This is a genomic window from Roseimicrobium gellanilyticum, assembly GCF_003315205.1.
Taxonomy (GTDB): Bacteria; Verrucomicrobiota; Verrucomicrobiia; order Verrucomicrobiales; family Verrucomicrobiaceae; genus Roseimicrobium; species Roseimicrobium gellanilyticum.
Window position 1 is genome coordinate 60,499 of the sequence record NZ_QNRR01000003.1, and the last position, 17,289, is coordinate 77,787.

At 61.6% G+C, this 17,289-nt stretch carries 8 protein-coding genes; all 8 read right to left on the bottom strand.

Annotated features, from left to right (window positions below; all coding sequences use genetic code 11):
• Positions 1 to 7: 7 nt before the first annotated feature.
• The gene (locus DES53_RS10315; protein WP_170157001.1) at positions 8 to 4,327 is read right to left on the bottom strand and encodes a HEAT repeat domain-containing protein; all 4,320 of its coding nucleotides are present in this window, start codon (positions 4,325 to 4,327) and stop codon (positions 8 to 10) included.
• Positions 4,328 to 4,397: 70 nt separating this feature from the next.
• On the bottom strand, positions 4,398 to 5,060 hold the full coding sequence (locus tag DES53_RS10320) for a DUF4159 domain-containing protein (protein ID WP_113958189.1): 663 nt from the start codon (positions 5,058 to 5,060) through the stop codon (positions 4,398 to 4,400).
• Positions 5,057 to 7,858: a coiled-coil domain-containing protein gene (locus tag DES53_RS10325; RefSeq protein ID WP_113958190.1), complete on the bottom strand. Its 2,802-nt coding sequence runs from the start codon at positions 7,856 to 7,858 to the stop codon at positions 5,057 to 5,059. Before DES53_RS10325 ends, DES53_RS10320 begins: the two co-directional genes overlap by 4 nt.
• A 24-nt stretch (positions 7,859 to 7,882) precedes the next feature.
• Positions 7,883 to 10,093: a hypothetical protein gene (locus DES53_RS10330; protein WP_113958191.1), complete on the bottom strand. Its 2,211-nt coding sequence runs from the start codon at positions 10,091 to 10,093 to the stop codon at positions 7,883 to 7,885.
• 22 nt (positions 10,094 to 10,115) lie between these two features.
• Positions 10,116 to 12,209, bottom strand: coding sequence for a BatA domain-containing protein (locus DES53_RS10335; protein ID WP_113958192.1), 2,094 nt, complete (start codon positions 12,207 to 12,209; stop codon positions 10,116 to 10,118).
• A 15-nt stretch (positions 12,210 to 12,224) separates the two neighbouring features.
• Positions 12,225 to 13,094, bottom strand: coding sequence for a DUF58 domain-containing protein (locus tag DES53_RS10340; RefSeq protein WP_113958193.1), 870 nt, complete (start codon positions 13,092 to 13,094; stop codon positions 12,225 to 12,227).
• Between the two features lie 36 nt (positions 13,095 to 13,130).
• On the bottom strand, positions 13,131 to 14,135 hold the full coding sequence (locus DES53_RS10345; RefSeq protein WP_113958194.1) for an AAA family ATPase: 1,005 nt from the start codon (positions 14,133 to 14,135) through the stop codon (positions 13,131 to 13,133).
• Between the two features lie 19 nt (positions 14,136 to 14,154).
• Entirely contained in the window at positions 14,155 to 17,160 is a 3,006-nt protein-coding gene (locus DES53_RS10350) for a hypothetical protein (RefSeq protein ID WP_147263327.1), read from the bottom strand.
• Between the last annotated feature and the right edge of the window lie 129 nt (positions 17,161 to 17,289).

Consider the following 17,289-nt stretch of genomic DNA (forward strand, 5'->3'; position numbering starts at 1 on the left):
CAGGCCCCTAAAGCCGACCGCTCCACACAATCATGAAGAAGAGCAGGAGGAATAGCGCGCCAAGCGCATACTTCACGGTGGCGGTGTGGGTCTTTTGGAAGCGGATGAGCGCCTCACTGCGCATGCCTCTCCATGCGAGGATGAAGATGACCACCAGCGGCACAATGAACGCCACGTTGTAGAGCAGGAGGAAGCCGGTTGCGCTCGCGATGCCAGTCTTCATGGCATAGACAATCGTGGGCAGATACACCTGGCCCGTGCAGGCGAGTTCCAGCGCAGCGATGATGATGCCCGAAACGAAGGCGGCGATCACAAAGTGGCTGCTCTTCGCCCCGGTGCGAATGACCCCCCGGATGCCGGTCTTCAAGAATCCGGGAAGCTGCAGCGCCATGTCCTGCAGCCGTCCCTCACGCGCGAGTCGTGCATCACGAATGCTCAGATATGCAATCACCAGGCAGGCGATGGCCAGCGCCCAATTCAGCAGCATCGCCGCTGTGCGGAAGGCCTCGATGCGCGAGACGACTTCCACCAGACCAAGCCCCAGCACAAAGTAGGAGATAAAAACGCCCGCGATGAAAGCCACACCCACCGCGAGAATGCCACGCGGGCTGCGCCGGGTGACCTGCATATAACTGAGGAAAAAGATGATGGTGGCAAACGCACAGGGGTTGATGCCATCCAGCAGTCCGGCCATGAAGACGCCCATCAGTTGCAGGCCTTCAAACCGTTGCTGCACCACCTCCTTCGCAGCGGCGATTTCCTCCTTCTGCGTCTGGAACCACATCGCCGAATCACCGGCGCGCAGAGTGTCCTGAATGAGGTTCTCCATCGCGAAGCGATTCAAGTCCGACTTGATGAGCACGCCCTCCTGAAAGAAAACCGCAGGAGACACCTGTCGCTTGTCCGGCGGCACGGCAAAGCGCCGGCTCAGGGCCTCATTAAGCAGTACGGCCTGGGTGTCGCGAATGTTGTGCTCCTGCACCTTGAGCCCGGTGAAACGTCGCTTCAGGGCCGCCAGATCACGCCGCACTGTTTCGCAATCCGGACAGCCAGGATTGTAGAAGAACACAGCATTCACCTCCGCTGTGAGCGGGATCTCATAGAGCGGCTCCGCCTCCGAACCCGGTGCCGGAGTGACAAACTGTGGCGCAGGCACGAGCGCCGTGGCGGGGCCGGAGGATTCTGCATACGCCGCGAAATCCATCCCCATGTCCTTCCCATCGCTTCCTCCGATGCCGAAATGCTTCTCAATAGCTGGCACCTTGTTCGCCTGAATGTACTTCCACTCCACACGCTCCAGCAACGGACGGAGGGCTGGCCCCAGGGATTTGTAGTTGGTTTCCACAAAGTCCGCCAGCCTGTGCGACCATGTTTCACGATCTGGAGAACGATCCAGCAGGGCGCACAGTGCCTCCACGTCCACCTCCTGCCGGTTTACCAAGAGCGCGAGCCACGCACAGAGTTGCACACGCTCTTCCGAGTCACGTGTCAGCATGCGCAGGAGCTCGATGGTTTCGGGCTTTAAGGCAGATGAGCCACCGGAACTTCCAAACCTTCCGGAGCTGCGATTGAAGTCATAGTCGGACTCATACAGCTCATCCTTCACTTCCGTATTGTCATCGAAGTGATGCTTCCACGCCTTGAGCGCTTTCCCATAGCTGGCTGCGCCTGCTTCACGCACCCACGCGGAGGAATCGGCGGCGATGGCCGGGAACATTTCCTCGGACACCTTGGAATCGACCCTCCCCAGTGTGAGCACCGCCGCACGACGCACCCAGTAGTAGGGAGACTTGGCAAGCTTCGCTACCAGTTCCCTATCAGAAACCGTCACGGACTGTCGCAGGATGATCAGTCCCAGGATCTGCAGAGGCGGATTCTTATCCACAGCAACCATCTGCCGCGCAGACTCCAGCATCAGCTTCTTTGTATTATCATCGCGAGCCAGGCTCTCGATGGAGTAGCCATAAGCCTCTGCGGGAGTCAGCAAGGTCTTCGGCTGCATCAACTGCATGAGCCCAAACCGGATCACCGCAGTGCGCTTCTCGTCCTCCAGCGCGGATCGCATGGCGCGCTGCCGCACCTCGCGCGACGGATCATTGAACAACGCCTGCCAGGTGGGGAGGTACGCCGGAGATGGATTGCGATCCAGAGCATCCGCCAGTTCTGCGCGATCCTGCACATCCAGTTTCGAAAGCACCGGCTCATAGTGCCTCACAGCCCAGTCGCTGCCAGCGATGACGAGCGTGAGCGCCGCCTGGCGGGCCACACGGGAGGCCTCTCCCGTACCTGAGAGATCCGCAGAACCAGCGAGGTGATTCAGAGCGTCTTCAATCAGTTCTCCAGTCACCGGTGCACTGGGTCGCTGCGTTGCCGTCGCAGCCACATCGCCTGAAGGCTTCTTCGGAGTGAAGGCGTTCGCCAGGGAATCAACCAGCCCCTTCGGCTTGCCTGGAGGGACATCTCCCGCAGCGGGAGCCACCGGAGGTGTTGTGGCTGCTGCTTCTCCACCAGGAATGAAAGCCCGCATGAGCTGCTTCTCCAGACTGTCCACCTTGGGCACTGGGGATGGCGCGGGGGCTTGTGGTTGCTCGAACTGGAAGTTCTTGAGCGCTGCTTCCCACTCGCGATTGCCGCTTGCCGGTGCGGACCATCGCACATTGTCCAGCACCGCATCGCGTTTGGCCGCGTTCTTGCCCAACAAAGCCATGACCAGGACGGGCTTCACCTCCTTCGATGAACTGGAGAATTTCGCGAGCGTTCGCAACGCGGTGCAAGAAACATCGAGATCCGTATGCGCAGCGAACTTCAGCAGCACCTTCTGTTCGGCATTGCCATTGTCCAGCGTGGCAAGCGCCGAAACCAGAATGTCTGGTGGCAGATCTCCCAGGGAGTCCAGCAACTCCGGCGGCACTGCCTTCTTCATTTGCCCGAAAGCTTTGAAGATGATCGCCTTCAAATCATCATGCTTTTCGAACGCGTCCACCAAGCGCTGGGTCACATCCACTCCGTCTGAAGGGGAGCTACGGCCACGCGGCGGAAAGGAACCGTACCCACCGGAATCACCCGCGACCGAGGCCAGCGCCATCACCGCGGCAGCGCGCACGAAGCTGTCATCATCATCGATCAATTCGGCGATCTGTCTCTCCAGCCCACCCAGTCGGATTTTGGTGATGCATTGCAGCGCGGCAGCGCGCACACGCCAGGCACTGTGCTGGAGGCAGCCCTCAATTTGTACTTTCGCTGAATGTGCCTGGGAGCCGAGAAGACTGAGCGACTGCAAGGTCGTCGCCACCATGTCTTCATCGTCCGAGGTCAGATAAGGCGTCAACGTTCGTACCGAAGTGGAACTTTCGATTTTGCCGAGGGCGCGGATCGCCGCATGAATCACATTGGCATCCTTTTCCCCTTTCAAATGCTGCTCCGCCAGGGGAATGGTGCCCGCCTTGCCGATGGAAAGGAGGACATCCATGGCGCGCTCACGCACCAGAGCATCCGGATCACGAAGCAATTCCCCCACCATGGGCAGCACGGTTTTGGGCGCGGAAGAAATGAGATCAAGTCCCTCCACGCGTTGATCCCTGGTGCCGATGGCCAGATTCCGCGCCACCAATCTCGCATCACGCACGCCTGCGAGATCGAGCAGCAGGCGGTATTGCGCCTCTTTCAGGCGGCCGCGCATGCCCTCCAGCAGACTGGACTGCGTGGTGAGAAAAGTTTCGATGAAGCCTATGGCCTGATGCGAGAAAGGCTTGAGTTTCGCCATGGCGCGCTCCGCTGGCGCCGGCTCCCCCGACATGATATCGCGCAGATATCCCTGCATCATCTCCGTAGAGAGCGTCGTGGCTCCACTAGTGCCGGGCAGTGCCTTGCCACCGCCGTCCGCCCAGGCAGACCAGCGTGCGAGGGATTCCTTTCTCTGCTCAGGATCCGCCTCCCACGGGTCAAACTCGAGATCGTGTCCCGTGTAGTCCTCCAGCACTTCCAAAGCTCCGAGGCGCACAGTGAGATCATGATGTGCAAGCATGTCCACCCACGGACGCGCAGGGAAGGGTTCCGCTTTGCGCAGCTGCTCCATCACCACGCTGCGGATGCTGGGGTCTCCCATCACACGCGCCACTTCCACCCAATCCGCCGGCAGCACATTCGCGAGCTGACCATCGGCGATGTACTTGAGCGAATCCTCCACAGGCTTCACCCGTGCTGCCCCTTCGCTTGCCGGAGGCACTGCCGGCACGGCGGGAGAAGCACCAGTCGCGGGGCTCTGCGCATGCACATGGCTGCTTCCGAAAAGACAGACCACGGCCGCCAGCAGCAGTGCGGATGTCATCGGAGCGGAGCAAGGCTTCTGGAGAAGCCTCCTACGTTCGCCACCCTTGGAGGTGTATCTGCTGCTCACCTCAGTGGAGCAGCGCATAGGCGAGGATGTTGACGTTGAGTTGCAGGCTGTTCGTGATCTCATTGCCCCCGCAGCAGCAGCAGCCCGGCGCATTCGCGGTGTTGTTGAGCCCATCGGCTGAGTACACCACCACGAGCTTTCCATTGTGCTCGATGCCTTCGAGGTGGCCATTCCCCTCAGACTTTTTCAGCCCCAGATCACTCACTTTGTACACGGTGCGGAAGATGGCGTGATCCAGCGGCAGCTTCTTGAGTGCCTCCGCGCCAAAGATGGTCTTCATCTCGCGGCGGAAGGCGCGATCCCATTCCTTGTTGGAGCAACCGGCCGAGGCCAGCAGGAAGCCCCCGCTGGTGAGATACTTCTTCATGTTCTCACGTTCCTTGGGCGCGAGCGTGTAGTCACCCTCCCCCGTCATGATGGCGAAGGGAAAGAGAAAGAGCTCCTCCCCGGAGAGTTTCACGGCCTTGAATCTGCGATCCGTGGCGATGCTGGTCTCCTTCTGCGCGGTGCTCAGGAATTCATCGCTGAAGCACGTCGAGGTCTTTCCCGCGGCATAGATGAGATTGCCGCACTGGACAATGCCTTCCTTGGCACTCGAGCTGGGTACGGGAGCCAGGGCAGCCACGATCGCCATGGCACTGCTGATGAGAAATGCCGGTTTCATGGGGCGCTCTCCTTGGTTTTGGGTTCGTCTGAGAAATAAGATTTCACGGCCTCGCGATATTTCGGCGGCACGTCCTCCGGTCGCCAGGCGCGTCCACCAGCCTGGGTAGAAGTGGCAGAGGGCAGATGGTTCTGATCCGCAGCCTTCGGACTTTCATCGGACGCATGGGTCTGGCGGGCTTCGTTCCCCTTCCCTCCACGACTGCTCGGCGGCTGGCGCAGGTTCACTCGTGGAGGACCGATGATGGGCACCTCAAGCTGCATGCCTTCCATTGCGGAGCCGCTTCCGCCAACTGCGCCAAGACCACCCGCACCACCGGAGCCGGGCGAGTTTCCCTGACGACCACCTTGCGCACGACCGCGTAACGCAGCGAGCATCTGGGCCATCGCCTGCTCTGCCATGCCCTGACCATTGCAGAAGCCGGGCTGCGATCCCTGGCAGGTCTTGCAGAAGTCGTCATTCGAGGAGCCGAGAATCTGGTCCAGATTCGCGCGGGCCAGCACGGAATCCGCAGCGGCGCCAGTGAGCTTGCCCTGCCCAGCCTTGCTGGTGGCATCCGACATCTGCTTGGGCACCTGCAGGAGATCGATCTGATCCAGCACACGTTCGGCACCTTGCTTCAGGTTTTCATATCCTTCCGGAAGTTTTTCCAGGCGCCCGGGAAGCTGTTCCTGCACGCGCTTGATGCGCTCGTGATTCGCAGCCTGTTGCGCGCGCAGTCCGGGGAGCTTGTGCCGGTTGGTATCCTTTCCGAGCGCAACCTCCTCCGCCAGGCGTGAAAGAGCTTCGCTCACCTCCCGCTGTTCATCTCGCGCTGCCTGCAGTTCCGCAGCCATCTCCAGCACACCACCGACGGCGGCGAGGTCATTCGCTTCCTGTTCCTGCTGCGCGAGCTGCTCCGCCCCTTGCTGCAGACGCTCGCCAAGTTTCTTCGCCAGGGCCTGTGCCTTCGCGGGATCACTCCAGTCATTGGAATTTTGCAACTCGTCCGCATTCTTCTCCAGCTCTTCCTTCAGGCCACCAGCGAGTTCGCTGAGTTCCTTGTCCGTGGCGAAGGCGGGGAACTCTTTGGCAAACGCCTCAAACCATTCCGCGGCCTCACGCTGCGCCTTCTCCGCCTCCTTGCGGGCTTCATCCAGCTTGTCCTTATCACCAGCCTTCGCGGCCTCTGCGACCTTTTCCAGGGACTTCTGCGCCGCTTCCAGCTTCTCACGCAGGGCGCGGTAGCGCTCCACAAACTCCGCCAGCGTGGTGCGCAGGCGGACCTGCTCGCCATATTCCTCCTCGGAAATGATCTTCACGCGTGCGGGAGGAGAGCTTCCCACACCGAGGAGACTGGGATTGCGATCGCGTGCCTCGAGCATGAACTCCAGAGTCTCGCCGGGGCGCACACCCAGTGTGGGCAACTTCACTTCGCGGGTGATGTTGAGATTCTTTTCTCCGGGACCTTCCGTCAGCGATCGGGTGCGATCGCGGAACCCATCCGCAGCGCGCACAAGGTCCACACGCTCCAGGCCAAAGTCCTCCTCCACCTCCCAGGCAAGCGTGACCGCACTCTGCGGTGTGGCAAAGGCGACCGGTCCGGGAGAAGTCAGCTCCACCTTCGGCTTTTCATCCGGCAGCAGACGCTGGGCGATGAGCACGGGATCCTGCATCTGGCCACCACGCACGTCCCGCAGATTGAGCGTCCACACGCAGTCCGCCTCGATGTTCCAGCGGAACTCCACTTCCTTGCCCCCAGCCTCAAGCGGCACGCCATCCACGCGAGCGATGACCTCGCGTCCCTGCGGCGCCCTTGCTTCCAGCGTACCACCGGAAAGTGGACGATTGCTCAGCGCGCGCAGGCGCACCTGGCTGCCGCGCAAGCCCCTCAGATCCTCGGTGCCGAGAAGGAACTGCGCATTCGCGAGGCCAGCATACGCGGGCGGGCGCACCTCCACTTGTGCAGCCTCCAGCTCCGGCTGCCAGAGCACCTCCAGCGGCTTCCATACGGAGCGACCGCGACCGAGGGAAAACGCATACTCCAACGGCTGGGTCACACCCTCGAGTTTCCTGGTGAAGCGCGTGCCAGATTCACGGAAGGTGGGCAGGTTGGTCACTTCACCGCCTCCGTCGGGCCGGGTCAGCAGACGAACTTCCTCTTCGATGGGCGCTCCTGTGATATCCACAGCGAGACTGATGTCACGGCCATAGACCACCTCCGCCCCCCCCTTCCCGAGGGAAAACTCATGAGGGCTGTAAGGGGCCAGTTCCGTTCCGGGATGCAGAAAACGATGTGTAATGATCTTCGAAGCGCGCGGCTGCAACGCCACCAGTGCAATCATCAGGAGCAGTGCACCACCGGCCACGAGCCACGCCTGCCGGGTCTCGCGACGCGGCCAGAGATGTGCTTGAGGAACCTTGGCGAGATGACCTACTGACCTGTTGATGGTCTGCTGCGTGAGATACTGCTGCAGCGTGCCGTCCGCAGTCTCCTCTTCCGAGAGCTCGAGCGCGCTTTGTATTTCCCTGCGTCCCGCACCACTGGCCTCATCCGCACGCGCGGCCACATCCCGAAGCGGAAGCAATCGCGCCCGCAGCACGGCCACCAGAACTCCCACCACCAGCACGGCGAGCACGAAGAGTACCCACATCTTCCGCGAGGATGGCTCCCATCCGAGATAATAGTCCGTGATCCCGGCGACGAGCAGCACAGCCAGCACGAGCACCACCGCAAGCAACCCACCGGCAAGAAGCAATCCCTTCCGCACTGTCGTAGCAGAGCGGGTCAATGCGGAGTGCAGGTTTGAGGAAGCCATGGAGTATCGGTGCTCAAGGTTTCACTACAGGAGTCCATTCCTACGCCGGATGATCCATTCCCCGGCTAATAATACGGCAATGGCTGCCAAGGTCCAGATCTGGTTCCACAGGGGTACCCAACGGGCCTCCTGCAGCTGCACCCGATGCACGGCAGGCTCCAGGGTGGCGAGAAGCTCCTTCCACTGGTCCGGGGTCCACATCTTGCCTCCGGAGGCTTCCGTGATTTCCGTGAGAAGCTTCGGATCTGCAGAACGCTCATCATCCTCGCGTGGCGGTGGCACGACCTGGAGTGGCACGGAGGGCCCCGGCTTGCCACCCGCGGTGAGGCGGACCGTGCACGTGCCGGAAACCTTCGGTGTGAAGATGGCGCCCCAGCGTGGGTGCCCGTCTTCCCCCGTGCCTGCAGGCGCGCCCGGAATACGCTCGATGGTCCCGTCCGGCTGCACCAGTTCGAGAATCGGCTGCGGAATGGGATTCGCATTGCCACGATAGCCGATGCGGGCTCGCACAGTCTCACCTTCCGCCGCCGAACCTGAGCTGAGATGCAGCGAATAATCCTCCCCCGGCAGGAACTCCGAATAAGTCGCCGCCCACTGCAGGAGCTGCAGCCAGAAGTCACGATGCCAGTCCTCGTCGGCCTTCTTGTTGGGATTGAACCCCCACCTCCACAGGCCATCACCATTCACGGCGGCGACGAACCCACGGCCATAACGACGCGCCACCAAGAGCGGAACCTTGGACCCGCCGCCCACGCGTTCTCCCACGGCAAGCACTCGCGTGAATGGCCGCAACTCGGCCATGGCCCGCACATCTGTGAGTGCTGGCAGCGAACGCCAGACATCTGCCTTTGCGGAAGGGAGACGCTCGCCGAAGAGACCGCTCTCCTCGCCGTCTGGCGTGGGGATGAGCTTGTATTCCGTGCCCGTCTCCTCACCCCATCGTCCGGGCTCCAGTGTTTCCAAAGCTTCAAAGGTACCCGCATACGGCTTGCCTCGTGAAAGCAGCAAAGCACCGCCTTGATCGCGCACGAAGGCCTTCAGCATGTCGAGCCGCTCCGGTGTGAGAAAGGCATCCGCGCCTTTGCCGAGCACCACGAGATCATGCCGGTTCAGCTCGGCACTGTTCTCGGGAAACACACGCTGGGTTTCTTCCAGCTTGGTACCGCCTCCGGTGACCACTCGGTAGAAGCGCTCCGGTTGCAGGCGGTACACCGCCTCGACATCCATCATGCCCTGCTCACGCAGGAGCTGCGCGAGGAACTTGGTATCCCAATACGGCGCGCCCTCCGCGAGAAACACGCGGGTGCGATTCTCCAGCACACGGAGGTGAAACTTGCCGGAGTCATTCGCGGGACGTTCATCACCCGGCAGGGGCAGCATCTCCACGCGGTAGTTGCCTTCAACGGCACCCGCAGGAAGCACGAATTCACCTGACACCGTTTCCCCCGGCTGCACGGCGAGCTTGAGAGTGGCAATGGCATCCGCACCATCCCCGGGTGGCAGGAGGCGTATCTCCGGTTGCACCGGACCGAAGCCCTGGTTCTCCAACTGCACCGGCACGGATGCTGTCTGATTGGGCAGGGTCACGATCTGCCGGCTCGGAAGGCGCAGTGCGAGATCCTTCCGCAGTACCCGATTGCCATACACCACAGCATGAATGGGTACACCCAGCCCCCGGGCACGGGCGATGAGTGCTTCACGCGGACTGGAGACTTCCGTTTCACGTCCGTCGCTCAGGATGAGGAGGCCCGTCCATCGCGCGCCGGACTCCGCCACCTGGTCCAGCATGACCATGCCGGCGTGCACGAGGCGTGTGCCCTCGCCATTCGCAGCCGCCGGCGCATCAGGCTTCCACGGATCTTCCACCTCCTTCGAGAAAAGCCTCGCGGTGATTTCCTCCGGATGCCGTGAAGACTTGAACAGCTGCCGTGCGAGCTCCTGTGCGCCTTCGCCACGGGACTTGCCCTCCACATCAGCGGTCTTCATGCTGCCGCTGCCATCCACCAGCAGCGCCCATCCGGGCGGCTCCTCCTCACCCTCGGTGACCCAGCGGCCCGGGTTCGACAACAGGAGAATCACGAGGCTGATGGCCAGGACACGCATCAGCAACATCGACCAGCGCGGCCCGGGCGAGCCACTCGTTCCCCTCCACGCCAGCCATCCGCCCAAGCAGACCATGGCAAGCCCTCCCGCGATGAGCAGAGGCCAGGGCAGACTGGGATTGAAATCAGGCATGAGGTGAATGCAGGAAAGAAAGTCAGGGGCGGGGCACAGATACAGAGGCACTGACACGACGACGGCCCAGCACGATGGCGATGGCTTCGAGCAACAGGAAAAGCAGGGCCGCGCCCACGAACCACGGCCAGAGCTGGAGACCATCGCGCAACGTGGTCCAATCCGGGGCTTCCTGCGCCAGTACGGAAGCCTTACCCGAACCATCCAGCACTGCGGAAGGAGCGGCACGCAGGTCCATTTCTGAATCCGGAAAATTCACTGCGGTGTGCGCGAGCACATGCGTGCGGTTCAGCGCATTCTCGAGTAGCGCCCAACGATAGAGACCGGGCTGCATGGGAGAGACCGTGCGGTAGGCCAGTGTGCCACTGCTCACGTCCTCGGACACGGGCACGAATTGATCGGCGGCATCCATCAGCACGATGGTGCCACCTTCCGGGAAGCGGGAGGGCACCCAGCGCACTACTTGGCCCGGCATCACATTGGCATGCGAAGGCGCTACTTCCTTGGGACGCGACAGCATGAAGGCCTCACCCACCATCGCGAGGAAGCCGGGCTGCGTGGGCCACGTGCCAGCCGCACGGTCCATCGGCAGATTCCACCACCAGAGCGTCCCACCCTGCGGCGTGCGGGACTGCCAGAGCGCTGGCACCAGATCATCATACACCATGAGGAGGGACCATCCCGGCGGGAGTGATGTGGACACCGCTACCGGTGTGCCGGTCCAGCGCTCACGCAGCAGGCCTCTCACCGGATCACCATACTCGCCGGTGGAAAACAACTGGAACAGCGGCGCATCCTCCTCGCGCACACGCAGCTTCCAGCCACTGTCATTGGCATTGCGCTTCTCCCAGCGTCCAGCCCCAGCTCCGGTGAGCGAACCGAATCCCGCCTTCAGCGAGGGCGCAGAAGCGGTGGGCCGGAACAACAAGGAGGCGCCACGACTCAATACTGCTGCGGCATGGCTCTCCGTGGCGGCGTCATTGCCCGCGAGCACCAGCACATCCACCGCGGAGGAGGTCGCGTCCGTGAGCCGCACCCACGGAAAGCTGCGCAGCACACGATGCCACGTGTCCATTTCACCAGCCGGGATGATCGTGTGCGGAAGCGAAAGCGCGACACGCAGCCCATCCCGCACACGGAGGGACAGGCCGCGGGTGTCGTCACCACGCAGCGCATCCCCCGCACCCGTCAGAGTAGCCTGCACCATGAACTCTCCTTCGGCAGCGGGCGCGGGAGGATTCGCCACGACCTGCGCCTCGCCCCAGGCCTGCACTTCCAGGGTCCGGGTGAGGCGCTGCTCGCCAAGTGTGAATGCGACATTCACCGTGCGGGCCTCAGCACTGTGATTGCGCACCCGGCAGTGCACCGTGAGAGGTTCTCCGGCGAAGGGAGTGCTGGGCTGAACCTCCAGTGCGGCGATGGAAAGATTCCCAGCGTCCGGCGCGGAGACAGGCACGCGCATGACGCGCACCTGTGGCGGGATGGCTGGCAGCGGTGGCTTCCATGTGGAGGCCTGGAAATCCGAGATGACGATGATCTCCCCCGCGCCGCCCGCATTTCCCAGACGTTCCACCGCCACACGCAAGGCCGCAGCGCCGTCCCCCGATTCACCGGTAACAGTGGCGGTCTGCAGCGCCAGCTCCAGTGGTGCCACTGAACGTCCCATCTTCGGATACACCGCATCCGGCACGGAATCCAGCCATACCAGATTCACGGAGTCCAGGCGTCCACTGCTGCGGATGGCCTCGAGTGCTCGGGCCTTCGCAAGCGCAAAGCGTGATTGGCCACCCTCCACCGCGCTCATGGACGCCGTGCGGTCCACCACCAGCACGAGATTCTTCCCCTCCCCTGCGCCAGCCAGCCCTTCACCACCGAGCCAGACGGGTCGTGGAAAGGCGAGTGCCAGTGCGGCAATGGCCAGCGTGCGCAGCATCAGGAGCAACCAGTCCTGCGGCTTGCGCCACCGCCACACCTTCTTCATGGCGCGGCGCAGAAACTCCACCGTGGTGAAGAGCTTCTGCGGCGGCCGCGTGCGCGATACCAGATGCGCTGCCAGTGGCACCACCGCTGCGGCGGAGAGCCAGAGCAATGCAGGGTCCTGGAAATTCAGCGGCATGAGGGTGTGGAGATGCTAGCGGGCGAGACGGCGGAGGTGCTCCATCCACGGCTGGTCCGTGCGCGCCGGCACAAAGCTGATGCCGCGACGTGTGGAGAGCTGGGCGAGACCACGCTGATGCGCATCCAGCTCTTCGAGGTAAGCCTCGCGCACCGACTCAGGATGCACGATCAGGTTCTGGTTTGACTCCACATCCACATAACGCCGGAAAGCCTGGTCCGGCAGGGTGAGTTCCTCCGGGGTGAGCACCTGGTAGAGAAACACCTTGAACCCGCGATGCATGTAGGCGCTCAAGGCACGGAAAATGGCAGAGGGCTCATCGAGGAAGTCGCTGAGGATGATCACAGTGCCCTTGCGCCGGAGCAACGGAAGCGAACGTTCCAGCGCCTCCGCCAGTGCAGTGCGATCGCCGGGCTTGTGCTCCTCCAGCATATTGAGGAATTGCCTCAGATGTCCCTGCGTGCCACCGGGTGGCAGATAGCCGCGCGGACGATCATTGAAGACTGTGAGGGAGACACGGTCCTGTCTCAATGTCACGAGATATGCGAGTCCCGCAGCAAAGCGGGCGGCCCAGTCGTACTTTGACTCGGGACCATCGCTGAAGCCCATCGAGGAGCTGATATCCAAAAAGATGTGGCACTCCAGATGCGTCTCCAGCTCGAAGGTCTTCAGATAAAAGCGGTCCGTGCGGGCGAAGACACGCCAGTCCACCTGCGCCGGCGGATCGCCCGGCGAATACGGGCGATATTCGTGGAACTCCGTGGAAGCACCGCGCAGTCGTGAACGATGCTGCCCGGAGAGCGTGCCTTCCACCATGACATGCGGTGAGAAGGTCATCGCGCGGAGCTGGCGCGCATCCTCAGGGCGAAGGTACTTCGCGTTCATACAGGAGTGGGAAGGGCGTTGTGAAGCAGCATTTCATCAGCCCAGCTTCTTCAGCAGGTGCGTGACGATATCCTCCGTCGTGATGCCATCTCCCGTGGCCTGATAGTTGGGGATGATGCGATGCCGCAATACGGGACGCGCCACGGCCCGCACCTCCTCGATGCTCGCCGAGGGTTGCCCCCGCAACAGCGCCAGAGCACGAGCGGCACGGGCGAGATTCTGCGAGGCACGCGGGCCGGAGCCCCACTCCACGTATTTCTTCACATAGTCATCCGCGAGTTCTGAGGAAGGGCGCGTGGCATGCGTGAGGCGCAGGATGCTCTGGAGCACATTCTCCGGCAGCGGCACCTCCACCGCGACGGACTGCAGATGCATGGTGCCCGCAGCATCCAGCACCGCGCTGGCGGAGGGCTCGCTGCGGCCTGTGGTCTGGCGTACTACGAGGGCTTCCTCATCCAGGGATGGATAGTTCATCCGCAACTCAAAGAAGAAGCGGTCAAGCTGGGCCTCGGGCAGAGGATAGGTGCCCTCATGCTCCACCGGGTTCTGTGTGGCAAAGACGAGGAAGGGCTCCTCAAGTCGGCGTGTGACCCCAGCCACGGTGACCTGTTTCTCCTGCATGGCCTCCAGCAGTGCGGCCTGTGTCTTCGGCGGAGTGCGGTTGATTTCATCTGCGAGGATGAGGTTCGCAAAAATGGGACCGTGCGTGTACTCGAAGCGTCGCGTGGATCCACCTTCTGCCGTCTGGAGGATTTCACTGCCGACGATGTCCGTGGGCATGAGATCCGGGGTGAACTGGATGCGGTTGAACTTGAGGCCAAGCACTTTCGCCAGAGTCGAGATGAGAAGCGTCTTCGCGAGGCCGGGCACGCCAACAATCAGGCAATGGCCGCGGCAAAGCAGCGAGATGAGAAGCTGCTCCTGCGCCTCAGTCTGGCCCACGATCACACGGCCCAATTCCTTCCGCACTCGCTCGACGGAAAATCGGGCCTGCTCCCATTGAGCGGCGAAGTCCTGTGTGGATTTATTCAAGTCATTCATGGCAGAAAAACGGGATTGCTCATTCACTCTTTGCCGCAGCCTCTGTCGGCACCTTATAGACTCCGAAGTCGAGACTCCACAATTGCTTGTTCGGGAGCGGGCCTGTGAGGAAGTCCGCAAACGCCTTCTCGAAAGCTTCCGCATCCAGGACCGGGGTGACGGGCATGTCAGCGAAACCGGGCGGCGCACCATCTCCGGCATGGATTTTCCAGGCGCCATCCTTTCCACGAACAGACATCATTGTCCCCGTACTGCCAGAACGATCACGCCAGCGGACGTACGCGATGGCCGTGGGAGCGGATTCCTTGTCCTCGCTCTGCACGGTGGTGATCCACGTCGCGATATCGGACTGGCGGGACTCCTCCTCCTTCGCCACTCCCACTGCGACCACCTTTCCGCGATGGTGGCTGCGCGCATTGATGGCTCCGGTGAGATTCTTGCCTCCATCCTTGTAGCCCTGCTGGCACAGTTCCAGAACCTGCTTTGCCAGCGCTCCATCGAGTACCTTTCCTTTCAATGCCATCCACGACTCCGGCTTCGCCGCAGTGGCCGCGACCTCGCTCACGTCCAGTGTCACTTCAGTGACGGTGAGCAGCGCCTTCTTCCACGAGTCATCGGGCTCCATGCCGGCGATGACTTCGTTTGCGGCCATCTTTTCATCAAGATTCAGACTGGTGTAAAAATCGGCCCAGCCTCCCTCTTTGATTTTTTGGGCAGCTGCTGTGATCTCGGCCTTCCGTGTGTCTGCCACGCGGACAGCATCCGGGATGGGCGGTGGCTGCTTGCCCTCCAGCCTGGCCATGCCTCGTGCCTCAACATACGACCAGGAATCCTCAGCTGGAAGCTGCTGGAAGAGATTCCGGCTCTCTGCCACCTCCTGTGATTTCCACAGCGAGTCCAGAAGGAAGCATCCATACTGGCTCAGGCGGATATCGTTGCCAATCCAGCCGGATACTTTCACTTCACGATTCTGCGCGATGAACTCCTTGAGCAATTTCACCACCCATTCAGGAGGCGGAGACTCCCCTGGCTTTCCTTCCGCCCCACTTCCCGTAGCCTCATCCGCAGGAACCTGTCCATCTTCCTCAATCTTGAACATGGATCGCATTGCGCCTGCAGTCATCTCCAGCAACAGGTAGCGGCGCCGACCTTCGCTGGCCGGGATTTTACCCATGGCGGCGAAGGCAGCTTCGATGTCCTCTTGCTTCCACTCGTAATCCGCCTCCATGGACTGGAAGGACTGCATGAAGGCACTCTGCTCCATCGCCCCGGAGGCATAGTCTGCGATCAGCTCCTTTATTCCCTTGCCCGAGACCAGCCCTTCCATCGCGGTTAGCTGCCCCTTGATATAGTCAGGGATTTCCTCCGAAGGTGAGTTCTCCTTCACCTCCTCGAGCAGCTTCGCCTTGAATTTTTCCAGGAAGGGCTTTCCCGCTTCCTTACGCTTCTGCAGGATCTGCGTGGCCAGATCCATGCTCATGTTCGGAGCATTCAATGCCGACTCCTCCAGGAGGGCCATGTCCTTTTCATCGCCGGTACGCGCCAGGGCAGACGCAGCCATGCGACGCTGAAAATCCGAGCCTTCCTTGAAATACAAGCGCGTGACCTCCACGCCGGTCTTCCCCGCCGTTTTTGCGCTCCAGGTCTTCGCGCTTTCCCTCAGGTCCTCCACACTCATGAGCCTCGCTCCGTCAGACCCGTGTTCTTCAGACAGGGGCAATACAATTCCAAGGAAGCCGCGCGCAATTTCATCGCGGGTCAGAGGAGCGCCCAACTGCTCCCAGCGTTGATCCAACTCCTCCTCGGAAGGCTCGGCCGGAGGCTCTTCAGGATCGAAGGACATCCAGCTGGTATCAAAGCCTCCCTGGCGACTCAGCCCGTCGCACATGGTCATGGCATTGTCTCCCACGGCCGCTGCCATCACAACGATCCAATCCCAATCTCTGGAAGCATCAAATGGAAGCAGGCTGTCCTTATCCAGCGCCTGCCAGTACCTGCCGAGGGAGTCGGGTATTTCCAGTTTCTTCACCATCCAGGCCTGTGCCCATTGCTCTGGGCCGATGGACTGCGTCATGTCCATCATCGCTGCTTCATCACCCTTCTGCTGCGGGGGAGGCGCGATCGTGACCTGCTTCCACCAATCCTGCTGCTCACCGGTGAGAGGAAAGAGATTCGATGCCACCGGTGGCGGCACCTGACCTGCGGAACGGGCCTTTACCTGACCGAGCAGACGCTCCGCCAGCGGACGTGAAGTCCACAACTCGGGGAAATCTGCCAACACCGATTCCAGTGTGGCCTGCAACGCCTTCCAATCACGATCCGTGCGGAAACGGGCCACACCCTGTCCCAGCCGAAGGTTTCCCAACGCCTCCACCGAAAGCTCTATCAGAGCCTCAGGTCGTGGCAACAACTGCTGGAGGCCAGTGACAATTTGTGCGCTCTCCTTTTCGTAGCCGCGGCGGTGATAGTGCGCCGCCATGAAGAAAACATTCACGATCAAACCAGGATAGGTCAGAAGCAGGTCCTTGCCCTCACCGTCCACAGTCATCTTGGTGATCTGCGCCGCGAGTTGGACGGCATCGGCGGCCTCACTGTTTTGTTTCGCATCACCACCGGGATCTTTGGCTTTCCCAGGGATGTAAGGCAGCCCCATGGCTTCGGCCGCTCGCATCCCTGCCCGATAGTCCAGCGCGGAGGAGTCTGACGCAACGACAGTCAGGCGGCTGCCATCCACGAGGATGCGCTGCAACTTTGACGGAGCGGCCTGCGGCTCCAGCCATGCATTGCCGGGCTGCTTCCCTGGCAGCAAAGCATCAAGGTTCGCCTCGCCATTGGCGCCAAATTCGCTCTCGAAGCGCACATACTTCCAGCCTTTCACATCGGGCAGGCCCGCCTTACGAAGAAGTTCGAAGCCCTGGCTGAAATCAGGAGCGGGCGTCTGGGCGCGCATCGCCGGTGCCATCAGCGCTCCACCAACGATCATCGCGAGCAGCAAGCCGAACCACAGGGATGGGGATTTATCCAAACCTCGCATGCCGCGATGGAAGCAGGAAGGAAACAGGAGGCAAAGGATAAAAATTTCCCTTAATGTAAAAAGTTCGCCTGAATTGTCTCCCAGTTCCAAAGGCAGAAGTGTGACGATGGCGCGGGTAGA

Bases quoted from the DNA above. Each gene is read 5' to 3' on its own strand.
- DES53_RS10330 (WP_113958191.1), bottom strand. From the start codon at position 10,093: ATGCCTGATTTCAATCCCAGTCTGCCCTGGCCTCTGCTCATCGCGGGA.
- DES53_RS10325 (WP_113958190.1), bottom strand. From the start codon at position 7,858: ATGGCTTCCTCAAACCTGCACTCCGCATTGACCCGCTCTGCTACGACA.
- DES53_RS10315 (WP_170157001.1), bottom strand. From the start codon at position 4,327: ATGACATCCGCACTGCTGCTGGCGGCCGTGGTCTGTCTTTTCGGAAGC.
- DES53_RS10345 (WP_113958194.1), bottom strand. From the start codon at position 14,135: ATGAATGACTTGAATAAATCCACACAGGACTTCGCCGCTCAATGGGAG.
- DES53_RS10320 (WP_113958189.1), bottom strand. From the start codon at position 5,060: ATGAAACCGGCATTTCTCATCAGCAGTGCCATGGCGATCGTGGCTGCC.
- DES53_RS10340 (WP_113958193.1), bottom strand. From the start codon at position 13,094: ATGAACGCGAAGTACCTTCGCCCTGAGGATGCGCGCCAGCTCCGCGCG.
- DES53_RS10335 (WP_113958192.1), bottom strand. From the start codon at position 12,209: ATGCCGCTGAATTTCCAGGACCCTGCATTGCTCTGGCTCTCCGCCGCA.